The organism is Sphingomonas caeni (assembly GCF_026013415.1).
Classification (GTDB): Bacteria; Pseudomonadota; Alphaproteobacteria; order Sphingomonadales; family Sphingomonadaceae; genus Sphingomonas; species Sphingomonas caeni.
In genome coordinates, this window is sequence record NZ_JAPDOK010000006.1 from 59500 (window position 1) to 78011 (window position 18512).

The following is an 18512-nucleotide window of genomic DNA, read 5'->3' on the forward strand; positions in this document are numbered from 1 at the left end:
GGTGCAACGTCCGCCCTACTCAGGCATTGTTGCGCCGAGCGAACGACAAGAGGGTATCCGCCATGCGGCTCGACGATCTCGATCCCACCGACAATGCGCGCGATCTGGGGAGCGGTGGCGGCGGGGGCGGGGGCTTGCCGCTGTTCGGGCTGATCTTCGCGCTGTTCGGGCGGCGGCTGGGGTGCGGCGGGCTGCTGCTGGTCGCGGCGGTGCTGGTGCTGTTCACGATGATGAACAACGGCAATCTCGGCCTGCCGGTCGATCGCAGCGGCGAGGGGCCGGGCACCGGGCAGACGAGCACCGAGGGCGGCGGCCAAGGGGTGTGCAACACGCCCGAGCGGCTCGAGGCGTGCCGGGTGATGCGGTCGACCGAGATCACCTGGGGGCAGATCTTCCAGCGCGAGGGCAAGCGCTACACGCCGGCGACGATCAACTTCTTCCAGGGCGGGGTGGATACCGGCTGCGGGAGCGCTTCGTCGGCGGTGGGGCCCTTCTACTGCCCGGGGGATGACGGGGTCTATCTCGACACCAGCTTCTTCGCCGAGCTCGACAAGCGCTTCGGCGCCAAGGGCGATTTCGCGCGCGCCTATGTGATCGCGCACGAGGTGGGGCACCATATCCAGGATCTGCTCGGCACCTCGGAGCAGGTGAGCGGCATGCAGCAGCGCGGCAGCCGCGAGCAGGGCAATGCCTGGTCGGTGCGGCTCGAACTGCAGGCGGACTGCTATGCCGGGGTCTGGGCCTTCCACAATCGCGACCGGATCGAGCCGGGCGATATCGAGGAAGGCATGACCGCCGCCAACGCGATCGGCGACGATACGCTCCAGCAGGAGGCGCAAGGGCGGGTGACGCCCGAGAATTTCACCCACGGCACCTCGGCGCAGCGGATGAAGTGGCTGCGGACCGGGCTCGAGAGCGGCGATCCGGACAAGTGCGATACGTTCAGCGGGGAGATTTGAAGAGGTCTTGAAGGAGCGATCCCAGTTCTAACCCTCCCCCGCCAGGGGGAGGTGGCAGGCGCAGCCTGACGGAGGGGGAGGGTGGCGGCCACTTCTGTTTCGTATCCTCCCCCTCCGACGCCTTCGGCGCCACCTCCCCCTGGCGGGGGAGGATTTGGGACATGGCGCCCCGCTCCTCGCCCCGCTAAACCCTCCAGAATGGCTGATTCCGAACCCGAAGCGCCCCGGCTCGCCTTTCATCTGACCGAGGGGGCGGGGCCCGTCATCGTCTTCCTGCCGGGCTATGCCTCGGACATGAGCGGCACCAAGGCGCTGGCGATCGAGGGCTGGGCGCGGCGGCACAAGCGCGCGTTCCTGCGCTTCGACTATGCCGGATGCGGGGCGAGCGAGGGGGCATTCGAGGATCAGACGCTGACCAGCTGGCGCGACGATGCGCTGCACCTGATCGATTCGCTGACCGAGGGGCCGGTGGTGCTGGTGGGATCGTCGATGGGCGGCTGGGTGATGCTGCTCGCGGCGATGGCGCGGCCGGAGCGGATCGCGGGGCTGGTGGGGATCGCGGCGGCACCGGACTTCACCGATTGGGGCTTCACCACCGAGCAGAAGATGACCCTGCTCCAGGAGGGGCGGATCGAGGAGCCCTCGCCCTATTCGGACCAGCCGAGCGTCACCACGCGCGATTTCTATCTGTCGGGCGAGGCGAACCGGGTGCTGACCGCGCCGATCGCGTTCGACGGGCCGGTGCGGCTGGTGCACGGGCAGCAGGACGCCGACGTGCCCTGGGAACATAGCCCGATGCTCGCCGCCCGGCTGCGTTCAGCCGAGGTGCAGACCTGGCTGGTCAAGGACGGCGACCACCGGCTTTCGCGCGGGCAGGATATCGCGCTCATCATCCGCGCCATCGAGGACGTACTTGCATGCTTGCAGCCGCAGCCCTGATCCTCCTGCTCCAGGACGCGCCGCCGGCCGATCCGAACGCTCGGCTCGCCGAGTGCATCACGCTGGCCACCAACAGCCCCGAACAGGGCGAGGCGGCCGCGATGCGCTGGCGGGGCGAGGGCGGCGGCTATCGCGCGGGGCAGTGCCTGGGGATTGCCCTCGCCAATCAGGAGCGCTGGGCGGCGGCGGCGGGCGCGTTCGAGGACGCGGCGCGCGAGGCCGATGCGGCGAAGGAGCCGCGCGCGGCGGACTATTGGGCGCAGGCGGGCAATGCCTGGCTGGCCGCGGGCAATGCGGGCAAGGCCAGGGCGGCGCTCGATTCGGCGCTGGGGACGGGGACATTGCTGGGGCCGGCGCTGGGGCAGGCCTATCTCGACCGCGCGCGGGCGCGGGTCGCGAGCGGGGATATGGAGGGTGCGCGCGACGATCTCGACCGGGCGGTCTCGAATGCGCCGGGCGAGCCGCTCGCCTGGCTGCTCTCGGCGACGCTGGCGCGGCGGATGAACGACCCGAAGCGCGCCAAGGCGGATATCGACCAGGCGCTGCGGCTCGCGCCCGACGATGCCTCGGTGCAGCTCGAGGCGGGCAATGTCGCGGTGGTGCTGGGGGACGAACCGACCGCGCGCGCGGCCTGGGCGCGGGTGATCGAGCTGGCACCGGGGAGCCCCGAGGCGAACGCGGCGCGGGCGGCCTTGGGCCAGTTCGGGGCGGAGCGATGACGTCGTCGTGCTCCGGCGAAGGCCGGAGCGCTGGCGTTACAGGCAAGTCGAGTGAGGCCGGGGCTCCGGCCTTCGCCGGAGCACGGAAGGCTGGCGAAAGCGCCGCCGCGCCCCTATTTCCTCCCCCATGATCAAATATCTCCACACGATGATCCGCGTGACCGACCCGGTGGCGACGGTGGCGTTCTTCGAGCTGCTCGGCCTGAAGGAAATCCGGCGGATCGACAGCGAGAAGGGGCGGTTCACCCTCATCTTCATGGCGGCACCGGGGGATGAGGAGGCGCAGGTCGAGCTCACCCATAATTGGGACCCGGAGCCCTATGGCGGCGGGCGCAATTTCGGGCATCTCGCCTATCAGGTGGACGATGTCTATGCGGCGTGCCGGCGGCTGATGGAGGGCGGGGTGACGATCAACCGTCCGCCGCGCGAGGGCCGGATGGCGTTCGTGCGGACGCCCGACAATATCTCGATCGAATTGCTCCAGAAGGGTGAGAACCTGCCCGTCGCCGAGCCCTGGGCGTCGATGCCCAATGTGGGCGAATGGTGAGATGAGCCGGCTGCTGGAGGATCTGGGCGCGCGCGTTCCGATCGTCCAGGCGCCGATGGCCGGGGCCGGCGGGGTGGCGCTGGCGGTGGGCGCGATGCGCGGCGGGGCGATGGGATCGCTCCCGTGCGGGATGCTGACCCCGGCCCAGGCGATCGTGCAGGCGGGCGAAGTGCTGACCGCGGCACAGGGCCCGCTCAACCTCAATTTCTTCTGCCACACGCTGGGCGAGCCGCCGGACGAGCGCGCGTGGCGGGCGCTGCTGGCGCCCTATCATGCCGCGGAAGGGGTGAGCGAAGGCGATCCTCCGCCGCTGCGGCGGCCGTTCGATGATGCGATGTGCGCGGTGGTCGAAGCGGTGAAGCCCGAGGTTGTGAGCTTCCATTTCGGGCTGCCCGAGGCGGGACTGCTCGCGCGGGTGCGGGCGAGCGGGGCGATGGTGTTCGGCAATGCGACGACGCGCGACGAGATGCGCTGGCTGGCCGCGCGGGGCGTGGATGCGGTGATCGCGCAGGGGGCCGAGGCGGGCGGGCATGCGGGGTGGTTCCTCGACGGGCACCGGCCGACGCCGCTGGCGGGGCTGCTGGCCGAGCCGATCGACGTGCCGGTGATCGCGGCGGGCGGGATCGCCGATGGCGCGGGGATCGTTGCTGCGCTCGGCGCCGGGGCAGAAGCGGTGCAGATCGGGACGGCCTATCTCGCCTGCCCCGAGAGCCTGATCTCGGCGCCGTTCCGCGCGCTGCTGGGGACCGGGGCCGACACCGAATTCACCAACCTCTTTTCCGGGCGCGAGGCGCGGGGGATCCGCAACCGGCTGATGCGCGAGCTGGGGGCGATGCGGCCGGAAGCTCCGGTATATCCTTATGCCTCGAACGCGCTGGCCCCGCTGCGCGCGAAAGCCGAGGCGGAGGGGCGGGGGGATTATTCGCCGCTCTGGGCAGGGACGGGAGTGCCGCGCGTGCGGCCGATGTCGGCGCAGGCGCTGACCGAAAGGCTGGCCGCCGAGGCGCTGGCGCTGCTAGAGGAGACGCCATGAGCCCGCTCCAGATCGTCCGCATTCCGGCGCTGACCGACAATTATGTCTGGCTGGTCCATGACGCCGATACCGCCGAGACGATGGTGGTCGATCCCGCGGTCGCCGATGCGGTACTCGAGGAGGCCGACAGGCGCGGCTGGCCGATCACCGCGATCTGGAACACGCATTGGCACCCCGATCACACCGGCGGCAATGCCGGGATCAAGGCCAAGACGGGGTGCGAGGTGATCGCGCCCGCCGCCGAAGCCGCGAAGATTCCGACCGCGGACCGGCTGGTGCGCGAAGGCGACACGGTGATGCTGGGCGAGCACAAGGCGGTGGTGATGGAGGTGCCCGCGCATACCGCGGGGCATATCGCCTATCATTTCGCCGACGACGCGGTGGTGTTCGTCGGCGATACGCTGTTCGCGATGGGATGCGGGCGGCTGTTCGAGGGGACGGCGGAGCAGATGTTCGCCAACATGCAGCGGCTGGCGACGCTGCTGCCCGAAACCGGGGTCTATTGCGCGCACGAATACACCCAGTCGAACGGGCGCTATGCGCTCGTCGCCGAGCCGGAAAACCAAGCGCTCAAGGCGCGGATGGCGGAGGTGGACCGCGCGCGTGCGGCGGGCGAGGCGACGGTGCCGACCACCATCGGCGCCGAGCTGGCGACCAATCCGTTCATGCGCGCGCAATCTTCGGCGGTGTTAGCTGAAAGGCGTGCGGCCAAGGATGTATTCCGCGGCTGAAGCCATTATATCGGTCAAGGGCTTGAGAGGAGAATTCCGATGATCCGCTATGCCGTGCCCGCGATCCTGATCGCGTCGGCCTTCACCCTCACCGCGGCCGCGCCCGAGCAGACGCTCGAGCAGAGGCTCGAAGGGCTCACGCCCGGCAAGGCGGTGAGCTGCATCTCCCAGCGCGACGTCACCCAGGTGAAGGGCTATGGGAACACCTTCCTGTACATCCAGGGCCGCAACAAGGTCTGGCGCACCGAGACCAATGGCGGCTGCGAAGGACTGGCGAAGCGCGACGACATCCTCGTCACGCGCACCACGATGAGCCAATATTGCCGTGGCGACGTGGTCGAGACGCACGACCGTTCGGGCGGGCATTTCACCGGGGTCTGCTCGCTCGGCGAGTTCACCCCTTATACCAAGGCGAGGTGACGGCCATGAACCGCTGGATGATCCTGCCCGCGATGGCGCTGGTGGCCGCGACCTCGGGCGCGAGCTTTCAGTCGCAGAGCGTGACACGCGCCGACCGCGACCTGGCCGATGCGCTCAAGGGGCTGACTCCGGGCGAGCCGGTGACCTGTGTCAGCGCGACCAACGTCAGCGGGCCGCAACTGATCGATCACAAGACCCTGCTCTATCGCGAGGGGCGGACGGTGTGGCGCAACGACCTGCCCAGCGAATGCCGCGGGATGGAGAGCGGGAACACGCTGATCGTCGAGGTGAATGGCGGCCAGATCTGCCAGAACGACAGCTTCCGCGTGATCGAGCCGGGGATGAGCATTCCGGGGCCCCATTGCCGGTTCGGGAAGTTCACGCCGTATCGGAAGTAAACTGACCATCATCCCGGCTTTCGCCAGGATGATGTGACAGACTATTGCACCGTCGGAGCCACCCCCAACTGCATCAGCATGAAGGCGGTCCATTCCGCCTCCTGCTTGTAGCGCTCGAAGCGGCCCGACTTGCCGCCATGACCGGCTTCCATGTTGACGCGGAACACGAGCGGCTTGCCCGGGATGGCGCGGGCGCGCAGGCGGGCGACCCATTTGGCGGGCTCGTAATATTGGACCTGGCTGTCCCATAGCCCGGTGCCGACATACATCGCCGGATAGGCCTGGTGGCTGACATTGTCATAGGGCGAGTAGCTGAGCATGTAGTCGTAGAACGGCTTCTGCGCGGGGTTGCCCCATTCGTCATATTCGTTGGTGGTGAGCGGGATGCTGGCGTCGAGCATGGTGGTGACGACATCGACGAACGGCACCTGGGCGACGATCACGCCATAATCCTGCGGTGCCATGTTCGCGACAGCGCCCATCAGCAGCCCACCGGCGCTGCCGCCGAGCGCGGCGACGCGGCCGGGGGCGGCATAGCCCTGCTTCACGAGGTAACGGGTGACGTCGATAAAGTCGGTGAAGCTGTTCTTCTTGTGGAGCAGATGGCCGTCGTCATACCAGGCGCGGCCCATTTCCTGTCCGCCGCGGATATGCGCGATGGCATAGACCATGCCGCGGTCGAGCAGGCTCGGGTTGAGCGTCGAGAAGCCGGGGTCGGACGACGAGCCATAGCTGCCATAGGCTTCCTGGAGCATCGCCGCGCTGCCGTCCTTCCTGAAGCCCTTGGCGTAGACGAGGCTGACCGGGATCAGCGTGCCATCGCGCGCGGGAGCCCAGACGCGTTCGGTGACGTATTTGGAGGGGTCGTAGCCGGGGACGGGCTGGACCTTGAGCGTGCGGCGCTCGCCGGTCTGGACATTGGTTTCATAGGTGGTGGTGGGGGTCACCAGCGAGTCATAGTCGTAGCGGACCCAGGCCGTGTCGGGCTCGGCATTGCCAGTGAGGCCCATCGTGTAGGCGGGCTCGTCGGCGTCGAGGAAGCTCGACTTGCCGGCATCGGTGAGGATGCGGATGCGCTTGTTGCCGCCCGAACGCTCCTCGATCGCGATGAAGCCGTTGAAGGGCTGGAAATCCTCGATGAACACCTTCTCGTCGACGGGCACCAGGTCCTTCCACATCGCGCGGCCGTGCGCGGCATGGGCATCGGGCACCGTCATCAGCTTCCAGTTCTTCGCATTCCAGTTGGTGCGGATGATCCAGCGGCCGCCGACATGATCGGCGTTATATTCGAAGTCGCGCTGGCGCGCCGCGAGGCTGGTGAAGGCGCCGGGCCTGGCCGCGGAGGTGCATTTCGCCTCGCTGCTGACCGTCGATTCCATGGCGATGCAGATGAACTTGTCGTCGGTGGTGCGGCCGATGCCGATATAGAAGCTGTCGTCGGCCTCCGAATAGACGGTCTTGTCGGCGCTCGCGGGGGTGCCGACGGCATGGACCTTGATGCGCTTCGAGAGCAGGGTCACCGGATCCTTGTCGACATAATAGAGCGACTTGCCGTCGTCGGACCAGACGGGGCTGCCCTGCATGTTGGGGATGGTGTCGGCGAGCGTTGCGCCGGTCTGGAGGTCCTTGATCCGCATCACATATTGGCGGCGGCCGACCGTGTCCTCGGCATAGGCGATATAGCGGTTGTCGCGCGACACGTCATAGCCGCCGATCTGGAAAAAGCCCTTGCCCCTGGCCATGGCGGGGCCGTCGAAGATCACCTCTTCGGGGGCGTCCATCGATCCCTTGCGCCGGGCGGTGATGGCATAATCGGCGCCGGTATCGAAGCGGCGGTAATAGTAATAGCCGTGGCGCAGCACCGGGACCGAGCTGTCATCCTGTTTGATATGGCTCACGATCTCGCCATAGACGGTGTCGGCGAGGCCCTTGCCGGGGGCGAGCACCGCATCGGCATAGGCGTTCTCGGCGGCGAGATAGGCGAGCATCTCGGGGTTCTTCCGCGTATCGTCGCGGAGCCAGTAATACTCGTCGTTGCGGGTGGCGCCGAACGGGGCCTTGACGCTGTGCGGCCGCTGGGCAGCCATGGGCGGGTTCGGAACGATCTGGGCGATCGCGACCGGCGCGAGCAGCGCCCCGGCAAGCGCGGCGACAAGCAGCTTCTTCATGAGCAAACCCCGCATAAGACGAATCGGAATGCGCCTGTGTGGCACGACCGAAGGCGGGGTGCGAGGGGCTCAAATTGAATCGTCATCCCGGCGAAAGCCGGGACCCAGGGCCGCAAGCGATGGCCTGCCTGGCTCTGGGTCCCGGCTTTCGCCGGGATGACGGCTGGGTTCGAGCGAACCCCTCAATCCGGAAAGCGAGAGGGCCGGGAGCATGATGCCCCCGGCCCGTAATTCCTCAGAAACGGACGCCGACGCCGGCGACGATCTGGGTGTGGGTGCGCGCGAACCCGGTCGGGAAGGTGAACACCGTATAGTCGCCGAGATCCTGGTAGCGCATCTCGAGCCGGCCGAAGACGCGCTTCGACTGATATTCGGCGCCCAGGCTGACGCGGAAGCCGCCCTTGTTCTCGGTCTGCTCGGTGGTCGAGGCGCCCGAGGTGTAGACCGAGGTCAGCTGCGAATTGACATAGCCGCCGCCGATATAGAGCAAGGTCTTGCCCGCGGGCATGCCGACGCGGACGCCGCCATAGATGTCGCGGCCCGCTTCCGAGCGGAAATGATCGCCGTTCACCAGCAGATTGTCGATCTTGTACGAGGCTTGCGAGCTGGTGATCTCGGCCTGGACGCCGATCACGACCTTGCCCGCGGCATGATCATAGCCGATCGAGCCGCCGTAAACGAGGCCGCGCGTACTGTCGGCGGCGTTGTTTTCCTGGATCGTCAGCACATCGATGCCGCCGATGGCGGCGACCGACACGCCGTTGAACTGGCTCGCCTCGGACGACTTGTCCTCGTCCTGCGCGAAAGCCGGCGTTGCCGCGCACAAAGCGATCGCGGCTGCAAAAATCATCTTCTTCATTCGTCCCCAACTCCTCTTTGAAGAGGGGCACCGGTTAACCCGTCAATCTCCGTTCGGCGAGGGGGAATTAACCGATTACGGCTGTAATTACGCTGGAATTACAAATAGATGTTGCCAAGTCGCAACAGTTTTATTCAGCGGTCGTTCACAATACGTAACGACTGAGATCGGTGTTGCGCGCGATGCTGGCGAGCTGGCTTTCGACATAGGCTGCGTCGATCGTCAGCGATTCGCCCTTGCGGTCCTCGGCGTCGAAACTGACCTCTTCGAGCAGCTTCTCCATGACGGTCTGGAGGCGGCGCGCGCCGATATTCTCGATCTCGGCATTCACCTCGGCGGCGATCTTCGCGACCGCGCGGATGCCGGTGTCGGTGAAGTCGATCGTCACGCCTTCGGTGCCGAGCAACGCACCGTACTGGGCGACGAGGCTGGCCTTGGTGTCGGAGAGGATCGCGACGAAATCCTCCTCGGTCAGCGCCTTCAATTCGACGCGGATGGGGAGGCGGCCCTGGAGTTCGGGGAGCAGGTCGCTGGGCTTGGCGACGTGGAACGCGCCGCTCGCGATGAAGAGGATATGGTCGGTCTTCATCGGGCCGTACTTCGTGGCGACGGTGGTGCCTTCGATCAGCGGCAACAGGTCGCGTTGGACGCCCTCGCGGCTGACCGAGCCGCCGCGCACGTCCGAGACCGCGATCTTGTCGATCTCGTCGAGGAAGACGATGCCGTTGGCCTCGGCATCGGCCAACGCGACGCGGCTGACCTCGTCCTGGTCGAGGCGCTTGTCGGCCTCTTCCTCGACCAATTTGGTCCAGGCGGCGGGGACGCTCATCTTGCGCTTCTTGAGCGGCGGGGCGCCGAAGCCCTTCATCATCTCGCCCAGATTGATCATCTGCGCGCCCGAACCCGGGATCTCGAACGGCAGCTGCTGGGCCTGCTCGATCTCGATCTCGATCTCGGTATTGTCGAGCATGCCGTCGTTGAAGCGCTGCTTGAAGGCCTCGCGCGTGGCGGTCGAGCTGTCCTTGCCGGTGAGCGCGTCGAGCAGGCGCTGCATCGCGGCCTCCTCGGCCTTGTCCTTCACGGCGGCGCGGCGGCGCTCCTTCTCGAGGCGGATCGCTTCCTCGACCAGGTCGCGCGCGATCTGCTCGACGTCGCGGCCGACATAGCCGACCTCGGTGAACTTGGTCGCCTCGACCTTGACGAAGGGCGCGTCGGCGAGCTTCGCCAGGCGGCGGCTGATCTCGGTCTTGCCGCAGCCGGTGGGCCCGATCATCAATATGTTCTTGGGCGTCACCTCGTCGCGCAGATCGGCCGAGAGCTGCTGGCGGCGCCAGCGGTTGCGCAGCGCCACCGCGACGGCCTTCTTGGCATCCTTCTGGCCGATGATGTGCGCGTCGAGCGCGGCGACGATGGTCTTGGGGGTCAGATTGTCGTTCATGGGAATCCAGGAAAATCCGTTCGTTTCGAGCGAAGTCGAGAAACTCTGGTGGGTATTCGTCACAGTGTCTCGACTTCGCTCGACACGAACGGAGGGGGATCAGGTGGCTGAGTCCATGCTTTCCACGGTCAGCCGGTCGTTGGTGTAGACGCAGAGTTCGCCCGCGATCTTCATCGCCTGGCGCGCGATCTTCTCGGCATCAGTCTCATAATCAACCAGCGCCCGCGCGGCGGCGAGGGCGAAATTGCCCCCCGAACCGATCGCCGCGACGCCGCCTTCGGGTTCGAGCACGTCGCCGTTTCCGGTCACCACCAACGTCACCTCCTTGTCGGCGACGATCAGCATCGCTTCGAGGTTGCGGAGATATTTGTCGGTGCGCCAGTCCTTGGCGAGCTCGACCGCGGCGCGCATCAGCTGGCCGCTGTGCCGCTCGAGCTTGGCCTCGAGCCGCTCGAACAGGGTGAAGGCGTCGGCGGTGGCGCCGGCGAACCCGGCGATCACCGAGCCGTCGCCCAAGGGGCGGACCTTGCGGGCATTGGGCTTCATCACGGTGTTGCCGGCCGATACCTGGCCGTCGCCCGCGATCACCACCTTGCCCGATTTGCGCACGGAGAGAATGGTCGTGCCGTGCCACGCGTTGCTGTTTCCGCTCATGCGCGGCGATATGGGGAGGTCGTTCCGCGTCTGCAATCGGCCACTTTTCGGCCTTTGAGCGTTACGCCCCGCATGGACAGTGGAAATCCGCCGGCCGAAGAGGCGCGCGTGCCCCGCGAGCGGCCCTGGATCGCGCGCCTCTGGGGCATATTGGCCGAGCCGCGCGCCGAATGGGCGGTGATCGAGACCGAGGAAGACACGATCCGCGGGCTGATGGTGCGCTGGGTGGCGCCGCTCGCCGCGGTGGGGCCGGTCGCCAAGCTGGTCGGATCGCAGCTGTTCGGGCGCAACCAATATGGCGCCGACATGCGTCCGCCGATCCAGACGGCGCTGACCGAGGCGGCGGTGACCTGGCTGCTGACGCTTGCCGGGGTGTGGCTGCTCGCGCGGATGATCTCGGGACTGGCGGTCTATTTCGGCGGGCGCGGGCACCGGACCCAGGCGATGAAGGTGGCGGCCTATGGCGGGACTGCGGCGTTCCTTTCGGGCGGCTTCGCGCTGGTGCCGCGGCTCGAATGGTTCGAGGCGCTGGGGCTCTACAGCCTCTATCTGATCTTCGCCGGGCTACCCACGCTGATGCATGTGACGCGGCGCAAGGCGCTGGTCTTCACCGTGGTGACCCTGCTCGCGACGATCGGGCTGACGATCGCACTGACGATCGCGGTGATTTTGTCGAAGGACAGCTTCACGCCCGAATTTCCCGACGCCGCCTATAATTACACGCCGCCGTAAAAGGGGCTTGGGACCATAAAAGGGCTTGGGCCGGGGTAACCATTGCGGCTGCGGCGCGGGGCCCCTAGGGTGGTCCCGTCGGCATCCATCGGGTCCCGCCTTGCCGCGTGGCCCCCGGGAGGAGCGTCGCGGCGCCGCGCTTGCGGCTCCAGTCCCCCCGCCGGCCGGTTGGCTATTCCAACGAGAATGGAGGGCATATCGATGGCATCAGCACCACCAGGCGGAATGATCGGGCGCATCAAGGCGATCCTGATGGACCCCAAGAACGAGTTCCAACGGATCGACGCCGAGCCGATGACGGTGAGCGGGATCATGACCGGATGGGTCGTACCGCTGGCGGCGATCGGGCCGGTGGCGGGCCTGATCGGCATGTCGCTGTTCTTCAGCGGTTTCGGCGGGCTGATCATCCGGCCGTCGATGACGTGGCTGATCGGTTCGGCGGTGATCTCCTATGTGCTCGCTTTGGTCTCGGCCTATGTCGTCTCGCTGATCATCGATGCGCTGGCGCCCAGCTTTGGCGGGCAGAAGAACCCGGTGCAGGCACTCAAGGCGTTCGCCTATGCGATGACGGCAGCCTATATCGGCGGGATCTTCGCGATCATTCCGATGCTCGGAATCCTCGGCTTGGTTGCAGGGGTCTACAGCCTCTATCTCCTCTATATCGGGCTGCCGATCCTGATGAAGTCGCCGCCCGACAAGGCGGTGGGCTATGTCGTCGTCACGATCGTGGTCGCGATCCTGGTGATGTGGACGATCAACCTGGTGACGGGCGCGATCATGGTCGCGTTCATGGGGTCGCCGATCACCGGACTCAGAATGTGAGGCCGGGCGGGGCCGGGCGTGTGCCGGCCCCGCCATCCGGGCGTCATTTGTCGACGCCCTTGATCTTCCCCCATTGGCGCGCGGCGGTGTAGCCGAGATAGCCGGTGCCGAAGAGTGCGTAGAGCGGCTCGGGGATGCCGGCGAGATAGGCGTTCATGTTCGCGGCGATGGCGTGCGCCATGTCGGGGCGGAACGCGCCGATAAGGCCCATCGGGATCGCCCAGAGCAGTAGCGCGTACATGACGTAGAGGAAGCTCGGCCGCGCCCGGCTGGTCCAGGGATCGGCCGATTGCGCCTCCACGACGATCGCGCTGAGCTGGGTGCGGGTAGCTTCCAGTTCCTGGCTGCCCTGCAGTTCGAGCAGCCTGAGCTTGGCCGCGTCGCGCGCCTTGGGGTCCGGGATGATCTTGTCGATGATCCCGGCGATTGGTCCGATCAGTCCTTCGATGATGCCCATGTGTCCCTCCTTCGGTTGAGGGCGATGGAATAACCTATATGGTTATCTGTAGGAAAGCTTGAAATCCGTTTAGGTTCTTCTCTGGGCATGCATAACGCGGGCCTGAAGAGTCGATTCCTCCGGCGCTCCTCATCGCCTGCATCGTCCCTGCACGGGGCCGGTGTAGGAACGCGATCTGGATTGGCAACGGAGGCATGCAGATGATCGAATCGAGCGAAAGCGCCGGGAGCGGCGCCCTGTCCTATCGTGCGGGGGTCGCGGTGGCGGTGGTGACGTCGCTGCTGACCGTGTGGACCAGCATCGTTCGCGATGACGGCAGCGGCATGGGCTTTTTCCTGGTGATCATGGCGGCGATGGTGGGCGGATTCGCTGCCTGGTTCCGGGCGGCCGGCATGGCGTGGACCATGGTTGGCGTCGCGGCCATGCAGACGTCGCTGAGCATCGCCACCGCGACCGCGCCGGTGGTCGCGAGGGTGCCCGACGCTTCGTTCAGGGCCCTGCTGTTCGGTGGCGTCTTCAGTGCGCTGTGGCTGGTATCGGCGGCGTTGTTCCACGCGGCGTCGAAAAGGCGCGCGGCCTGATCGCCGCACACTAGGCGTGCGCACCAGCCCCTGCTAGGCGCGCGCCATCATGCTCAACCTGACCGACATCACGGTGCGCCTCGGCGGACGCACGATCATCGACGGCGCGACCGCCAAGCTGCCGCCCAAGTCCCGCGTCGGGCTGATCGGGCGCAACGGGGCGGGCAAGACCACGCTCGTCAAGGTAGTGGCGAGCCAGCTCGAGCCCGATACGGGGTCGGTCGACATGCCGCGGGGATCGCGGATCGGCTATATCGCGCAGGAGGCCCCGGCCGGGACCGCGACGCCGTTCGAGACGGTGCTGGCGGCGGACACCGAGCGCGCGGCGCTGCTCGACGAGGCCGAGCATAGCCATGACCCCGACCGGCTGGGCGAGTTGCACGAGCGGCTGAACGCGATCGACGCGCATTCGGCGCCGTCGCGCGCCGCCCGGATCCTGGTCGGGCTCGGCTTCGACGAGGAAGCGCAGCACCGGCCGCTCGACAGTTTCTCGGGCGGGTGGCGGATGCGGGTGGCGCTCGCCAGCCTGCTCTTCTCGCAGCCCGAATTGCTCCTGCTCGACGAGCCTTCGAACCATCTCGATCTCGAAGCGGTGCTGTGGCTCGAGGATTTCCTCGTTTCCTATCCCGCGACGATCCTGATCGTCAGCCATGAGCGCGACTTCCTCAACAATGTCGTCGATCACATCCTGCATTTGGATCGCGGCAAGCTGACCCTCTATCCGGGCGGCTATGACGCGTTCGAGCGGCAGCGCGCCGAGCGGCAGGCGCAGCTCGCCTCGGCCCGGGCCAAGCAGCAGGCCGAGCGCGAGAAGCTCGAGGACTATGTCCGCCGCAACTCGGCGCGCGCCTCGACCGCGAAGCAGGCGCAGTCGCGCGCCAAAGCCCTTGCGAGAATGCAGCCGATCGCCGAGCTGCTCGACGATCCCTCGCTCCATTTCGATTTCCCGAGCCCCGACGAGCTGCGCCCGCCGCTGATCACGCTCGATATGGCGAGCGTCGGTTACGGCGAGGTCGAGATATTGCGGAAGCTCAACCTGCGGCTCGATCCCGACGACCGGATCGCGCTGCTTGGCCGCAACGGCAACGGCAAGACCACGCTGGCGCGGCTGCTCGCGGCGCAGCTGGCGCCGATGGACGGGGCGATGAACGCCTCGGGCAAGATGCGGGTGGGCTATTTCACCCAGTATCAGGTCGAGGAACTCGAGCCGAGCGAGACTCCGCTCCAGCATATGACCGTGCTGATGAAGGGCGCGACCCAGGGCGCGGTGCGTGCGCAATTGGGGCGGTTCGGCTTTGCGGGGAACAAGGCGACGACGCAGGTCGGCAAGCTTTCGGGCGGCGAGCGCGCGCGGCTGGCGCTGGCGCTGATCACCCGCGACGCGCCGCACATGCTGATCCTCGACGAGCCGACCAACCATCTCGACGTCGATGCGCGCGAGGCGCTGGTCCAGGCGCTCAACGAATATTCGGGCGCGGTGGTGATCGTCAGCCATGACCGGCACATGCTCGAGATGACCGCGGACCGGCTGGTGCTCGTCGATGGCGGGACCGCGAAGGAATTCGACGGCTCGCTCGACGATTATATCGCCTTCGTGCTCGCCAAGGATGCCAGCGACGCGGCCAAAAGCGGCGACGGCAAGGCCAGCAAGAAGGACGCGCGGCGCGCGGCGGCGCAGGCGCGCGAGCTGGGCACGGTCTTGCGCAAGGCGGCCAAGGCGGCGGAGGCCGAGCTGGCGAAGCTCACCGAGCAGCGCAGCGCGATCGACCGGGCGATGTTCGATCCCGGCACTGCGGACACGGCGCTGGCGGGGTTGACGATGACCGAGCTGATGAAGCGCCGCGCCGCGCTGGAGACCAAGATCGAGGCGGCGGAAGTGGCGTGGCTCGAGGCCAGCGAGGCGCTGGAAGCCATTGCAGCTTGAGGCTGCAAGGCGCTGATATTCGGTCCATTTTGGACTGATCGAACCCCGGCTGGCCTAGGTATTTTGCCGGGCGAGAAATAACCTTGCGCAGGCTGCAAACAGGCTTAATCCTGATCAGTCTGGAAACATTGTGGACACACAAATGGCTCCTCCCCGCCTCGGCACGCTTGCCGAGGATCTTGCGCTCTTCGTCGAAAGCGCCACCGACCGGGCTGTGCTCCTGACCGACGCTGAAGGGCGGGTGACCGCCTGGCTGAAAGGCGCCGAGACGCTGATGGGGTGGGGGCGGGACGAGATTGCCGGCGAGCCGGCTGATCGCCTCTATCCGATCGGCGACCTCACCGCGGGGCTGCCCGCGCTCGAGCGCGCCGCCGCCGCGGACAATGGCCCGCAGCGCTCCGAGGGCTGGCGGGTCCGCAAAGACGGTTCCGAATTCGCTGCCGATACGACGATCGTCGCGCTGCGAAACCCGGACGGCAGTCTGCGCGGGTTCGGGCTGAGCATCGTCGATATCACCGCGCGCAAGGCGGCCGAGCAGGCGCTGGCGCATAGCGAACTCCATGTCCGCTCGATCCTGGCGACGGTGCCGAGCGCGATGGTGGTGATCGACGAGCTGGGGACGATGCTGTCGTTCAGCGCGGCGGCTGAAAAGCTGTTCGGATGGTCCGAAGCCGATGTGATCGGGCGCAACGTCAAGATGCTGATGCCCAATCCCGATCACGACCGGCACGACCAGTATCTCTCGCGCTACCGTTCGACCGGCGAGCGGCGGATCATCGGGATCGGCCGGATCATCGTCGCGCAGCGCCGCGACGGGACGCAGTTTCCGATGGAGCTGTCGGTGGGCGAGGCGAGCAGCGACGGGCGCCGCATCTTCACGGGCTTCATCCGCGACCTGAGCGAGGAGCAGCGCGCCGAATTCAAGCTGCAGGAGCTCCAGTCCGAGCTGATCCATGTCGCGCGGGTGAGCGCGATGGGGACGATGGCGTCGACTCTGGCGCACGAACTCAATCAGCCGCTGACCGCGATCGCCAACTATACGCACGCCGCTTCCGACCTGCTCGGACGCGACGGGGCGCCGCCGGTCGACCTGCTCCAGGAGGCGGTCTCCGAGGCCGCCAAGGAAGCGTTGCGTGCGGGGAATATCGTGAGGCGGCTGCGCGACTTCGTGGCGCGCGGCGAGGTCGAGCAGCGCGTCGAGAATCTGCCCGACATGATCGACGAAGCCTCGCGGCTGGCGCTGATGGGCGCACGCGAGCGCAGCGTGAGAACGATCTTCAAGATCGATCCCGCCATCGAGAAGGTCGTCGCCGACCGTGTCCAGATCCAGCAGGTGATCGTCAATCTGCTGCGCAACGCGGTCGACGCGATCGGCGAGGGCGCGGTGCGCGAGATCACGGTGACTACCGCGCGCGATTTGCAGGGCATGGTGCGGATCAGCGTGGCGGACACCGGCAGCGGGATCGCGGACGAAGTGCAGGCGCAATTGTTCGAGGCATTTGCGAGTACCAAGGAGCAGGGGATGGGTCTGGGCCTGTCGATCTGCCGGACAATCGTGGAGGCGCATGGCGGCCGGATCTGGGCGGAGCCGCGCGAGGGCGGCGGCACCGTGTTCCAGTTCACGATCATGAGCGCGGATGGGGAGGAGATCGATGAGTGAAGCGCAACTCGTCCATATCGTGGACGACGAGGAGTCGATCCGGAAATCGGCGAGCTTCCTGCTTCGGACCTCGGGGTTCGAAACGCGCACCTACCCCTCGGGCGTCGCCTTTCTGGGCGAGGCGAAGCGTGCCGAGCCCGGCTGCGTGCTGCTCGACATCCGCATGCCCGAGATGGACGGGCTCGAGGTGCAGCGCGAACTCAATGCGCGCGGGGTGACGATGCCGGTGATCGTGCTGACCGGGCATGGCGATATCGGTATCGCCGTGCAGGCGATGAAGGCGGGCGCGGTCGATTTCCTCGAAAAGCCGTTCGAGAAGGATCATCTGCTCGAGGCGATCGCCACCGCGTTCGGCCGGCTGGCGCACGACCAGGATTCGGATCAGGCCCAGCGCGACGCGGAGGTCCGCATCGGCGTGCTCAGCCCGCGCGAGCAGGATGTGCTGCGCGGGCTGGTACGCGGGCATCCGAACAAGACGATCGCCTATGATCTGGGCATCAGCCCGCGCACGGTGGAGGTCCACCGCGCCAATCTGATGGGCAAGCTCAAGGCGCGCAGCCTTTCGGAGGCGTTGCGGATCGCCTTCGCGGCGGGGCTCGCGGCGTAGGAACCCCTTGGGAACATCACGTACAGACCGGGGTGGGGGAGGCGTGGCAGAATCGGGTGCCTGATCCAGCACCGGGAACCCCGTTCGAATGGCCTCGCGAATCGCCCCACGCGGTCTCACCGTCCTCCTGGTCGAGGATGACGAGGGCGTGCGGCGTTCGTTGCAGCTTCTGCTTGAATGGAACGGCTTCGACGTCCGGGCGCATGCGCTTGCCGGCTCAGCGATGAAGCTGGCGCCGGCGGACTATGACCTGCTCGTTGCCGATTATTATCTGCAGGATGGCGACGGCATCGAATTGCTCGCGGTGCTGCGGCGGGCCGGGTGGCCGGGGCGCGCGGTGCTGATCACGGCGAGGGTTTCGGACGCGGTCGCCGAGCTGGCACGCGAGACCGGCTACCATGCGGTGCTCGAAAAGCCGCTCGCACGCCACGAATTGATCGCGGCGCTGACCGAGGGGCCGGAGGGCCCGGGCGGGGCGTGACGGCGGGTCTTCGGAATTTGATCCGGCAAGACCGAACCACCTGCGTCATCCCGGCGAAAGCCGGGACCCAGGGTCACGAGGGTGACCTGCTTGGCTCTGGGGCCCGGCTTTCGCCGGGATGACGACTTGGGGAAGATGGGTCTGATCCTAGGCCCCCCGGATGCGCCCCTCGCGGACATAGCCGAACGCGCCCTCGCCGGCCCAGGCCTTGCCGTCGGGAAAGCGCAGCTCGATCCCCGCAAGATCACTTTCGTCCGCGAGCCACATATTGACCCCCATCCTCCCGTCGCCGACCTTCGCCACCGCGCTTCCGGTGCCATACCGGGAAGCCACGACTGACTCCGCTAAAGCATTGCTGCATCGCTTTTGGGGTGGCGCGCGGT

Annotated in this window: 21 protein-coding genes; 15 read left to right on the plus strand and 6 right to left on the minus strand. The window is 67.0% G+C overall.

Translation table 11 applies throughout. The features are described from left to right. Positions 1–62 precede the first annotated feature (62 nt). The 8 genes from ypfJ (at position 63) to OF829_RS15160 (ending at position 5746) form a co-directional block, all read left to right on the plus strand. Entirely contained in the window at positions 63–959 is an 897-nt protein-coding gene (gene ypfJ / locus OF829_RS15125; protein WP_264940937.1) for a KPN_02809 family neutral zinc metallopeptidase, read from the plus strand. A 198-nt stretch (positions 960–1157) separates the two neighbouring features. Further along, on the plus strand, positions 1158–1898 hold the full coding sequence (locus tag OF829_RS15130; RefSeq protein ID WP_264940938.1) for an alpha/beta fold hydrolase: 741 nt from the start codon (positions 1158–1160) through the stop codon (positions 1896–1898). Beyond that, positions 1877–2617 (plus strand): tetratricopeptide repeat protein, encoded by a 741-nt coding sequence (locus tag OF829_RS15135; protein ID WP_264940939.1) that lies wholly within the window; start codon positions 1877–1879, stop codon positions 2615–2617. Before OF829_RS15130 ends, OF829_RS15135 begins: the two co-directional genes overlap by 22 nt. A gap of 130 nt (positions 2618–2747) precedes the next feature. Continuing rightward, positions 2748–3164, plus strand: a complete 417-nt coding sequence (locus OF829_RS15140; RefSeq protein ID WP_264941089.1) for a VOC family protein — start codon at positions 2748–2750, stop codon at positions 3162–3164. 1 nt (position 3165) lies between these two features. Further along, the gene (locus OF829_RS15145) at positions 3166–4197 is read left to right on the plus strand and encodes an NAD(P)H-dependent flavin oxidoreductase (protein ID WP_264940940.1); all 1032 of its coding nucleotides are present in this window, start codon (positions 3166–3168) and stop codon (positions 4195–4197) included. Continuing rightward, on the plus strand, positions 4194–4928 hold the full coding sequence (gloB, locus tag OF829_RS15150; RefSeq protein ID WP_264940941.1) for a hydroxyacylglutathione hydrolase: 735 nt from the start codon (positions 4194–4196) through the stop codon (positions 4926–4928). Before OF829_RS15145 ends, gloB begins: the two co-directional genes overlap by 4 nt. A 39-nt stretch (positions 4929–4967) precedes the next feature. Next, positions 4968–5348, plus strand: a complete 381-nt coding sequence (locus tag OF829_RS15155; protein ID WP_264940942.1) for a hypothetical protein — start codon at positions 4968–4970, stop codon at positions 5346–5348. 5 nt (positions 5349–5353) lie between these two features. After that, entirely contained in the window at positions 5354–5746 is a 393-nt protein-coding gene (locus OF829_RS15160) for a hypothetical protein (RefSeq protein ID WP_264940943.1), read from the plus strand. Positions 5747–5787: 41 nt separating this feature from the next. Here OF829_RS15160 and OF829_RS15165 read toward each other — a convergent pair whose 3' ends face one another. From OF829_RS15165 to hslV, 4 genes are all read right to left on the minus strand, one after another. Continuing rightward, complete coding sequence (locus tag OF829_RS15165) at positions 5788–7914, minus strand: S9 family peptidase (RefSeq protein WP_264940944.1); 2127 nt, start codon at positions 7912–7914, stop codon at positions 5788–5790. 235 nt (positions 7915–8149) lie between these two features. Then, positions 8150–8773, minus strand: a complete 624-nt coding sequence (locus tag OF829_RS15170) for an outer membrane protein (protein WP_264940945.1) — start codon at positions 8771–8773, stop codon at positions 8150–8152. A 145-nt stretch (positions 8774–8918) separates the two neighbouring features. Beyond that, the gene (hslU, locus tag OF829_RS15175) at positions 8919–10211 is read right to left on the minus strand and encodes an ATP-dependent protease ATPase subunit HslU (protein ID WP_264940946.1); all 1293 of its coding nucleotides are present in this window, start codon (positions 10209–10211) and stop codon (positions 8919–8921) included. A 99-nt stretch (positions 10212–10310) separates the two neighbouring features. Further along, positions 10311–10865 carry an ATP-dependent protease subunit HslV gene (gene hslV / locus OF829_RS15180; protein WP_264940947.1) on the minus strand — a complete coding sequence of 185 codons (555 nt, stop codon included), beginning with the start codon at positions 10863–10865 and terminating at the stop codon, positions 10311–10313. A gap of 72 nt (positions 10866–10937) precedes the next feature. Here hslV and OF829_RS15185 point away from each other — a divergent pair, with 72 nt between their 5' ends. Beyond that, on the plus strand, positions 10938–11597 hold the full coding sequence (locus OF829_RS15185; RefSeq protein WP_264940948.1) for a Yip1 family protein: 660 nt from the start codon (positions 10938–10940) through the stop codon (positions 11595–11597). A 225-nt stretch (positions 11598–11822) separates the two neighbouring features. Further along, complete coding sequence (locus OF829_RS15190; RefSeq protein WP_264940949.1) at positions 11823–12419, plus strand: Yip1 family protein; 597 nt, start codon at positions 11823–11825, stop codon at positions 12417–12419. Positions 12420–12462: 43 nt separating this feature from the next. On the opposite strand, the gene OF829_RS15195 is transcribed toward OF829_RS15190, so the two are convergent. Continuing rightward, complete coding sequence (locus OF829_RS15195) at positions 12463–12876, minus strand: holin family protein (RefSeq protein WP_264940950.1); 414 nt, start codon at positions 12874–12876, stop codon at positions 12463–12465. Positions 12877–13070: 194 nt separating this feature from the next. On the opposite strand from OF829_RS15195, the gene OF829_RS15200 reads away from it, so the two are divergent. The 5 genes from OF829_RS15200 to OF829_RS15220 all read left to right on the plus strand — a co-directional run bounded on the left by OF829_RS15200 (position 13071) and on the right by OF829_RS15220 (position 18129). Further along, positions 13071–13457 (plus strand): hypothetical protein, encoded by a 387-nt coding sequence (locus OF829_RS15200; protein WP_264940951.1) that lies wholly within the window; start codon positions 13071–13073, stop codon positions 13455–13457. Between the two features lie 49 nt (positions 13458–13506). Continuing rightward, complete coding sequence (locus OF829_RS15205) at positions 13507–15381, plus strand: ABC-F family ATP-binding cassette domain-containing protein (protein WP_264940952.1); 1875 nt, start codon at positions 13507–13509, stop codon at positions 15379–15381. Between the two features lie 142 nt (positions 15382–15523). After that, complete coding sequence (locus OF829_RS15210; RefSeq protein ID WP_264940953.1) at positions 15524–17041, plus strand: PAS domain-containing sensor histidine kinase; 1518 nt, start codon at positions 15524–15526, stop codon at positions 17039–17041. Beyond that, positions 17034–17648 (plus strand): response regulator FixJ, encoded by a 615-nt coding sequence (fixJ, locus tag OF829_RS15215; RefSeq protein ID WP_264940954.1) that lies wholly within the window; start codon positions 17034–17036, stop codon positions 17646–17648. The genes OF829_RS15210 and fixJ overlap by 8 nt, the downstream gene beginning before the upstream one ends. An 88-nt stretch (positions 17649–17736) precedes the next feature. Further along, the gene (locus OF829_RS15220) at positions 17737–18129 is read left to right on the plus strand and encodes a response regulator (protein ID WP_264940955.1); all 393 of its coding nucleotides are present in this window, start codon (positions 17737–17739) and stop codon (positions 18127–18129) included. 147 nt (positions 18130–18276) lie between these two features. Here OF829_RS15220 and OF829_RS15225 read toward each other — a convergent pair whose 3' ends face one another. Beyond that, positions 18277–18462, minus strand: a complete 186-nt coding sequence (locus OF829_RS15225) for a hypothetical protein (protein ID WP_264940956.1) — start codon at positions 18460–18462, stop codon at positions 18277–18279. Between the last annotated feature and the right edge of the window lie 50 nt (positions 18463–18512).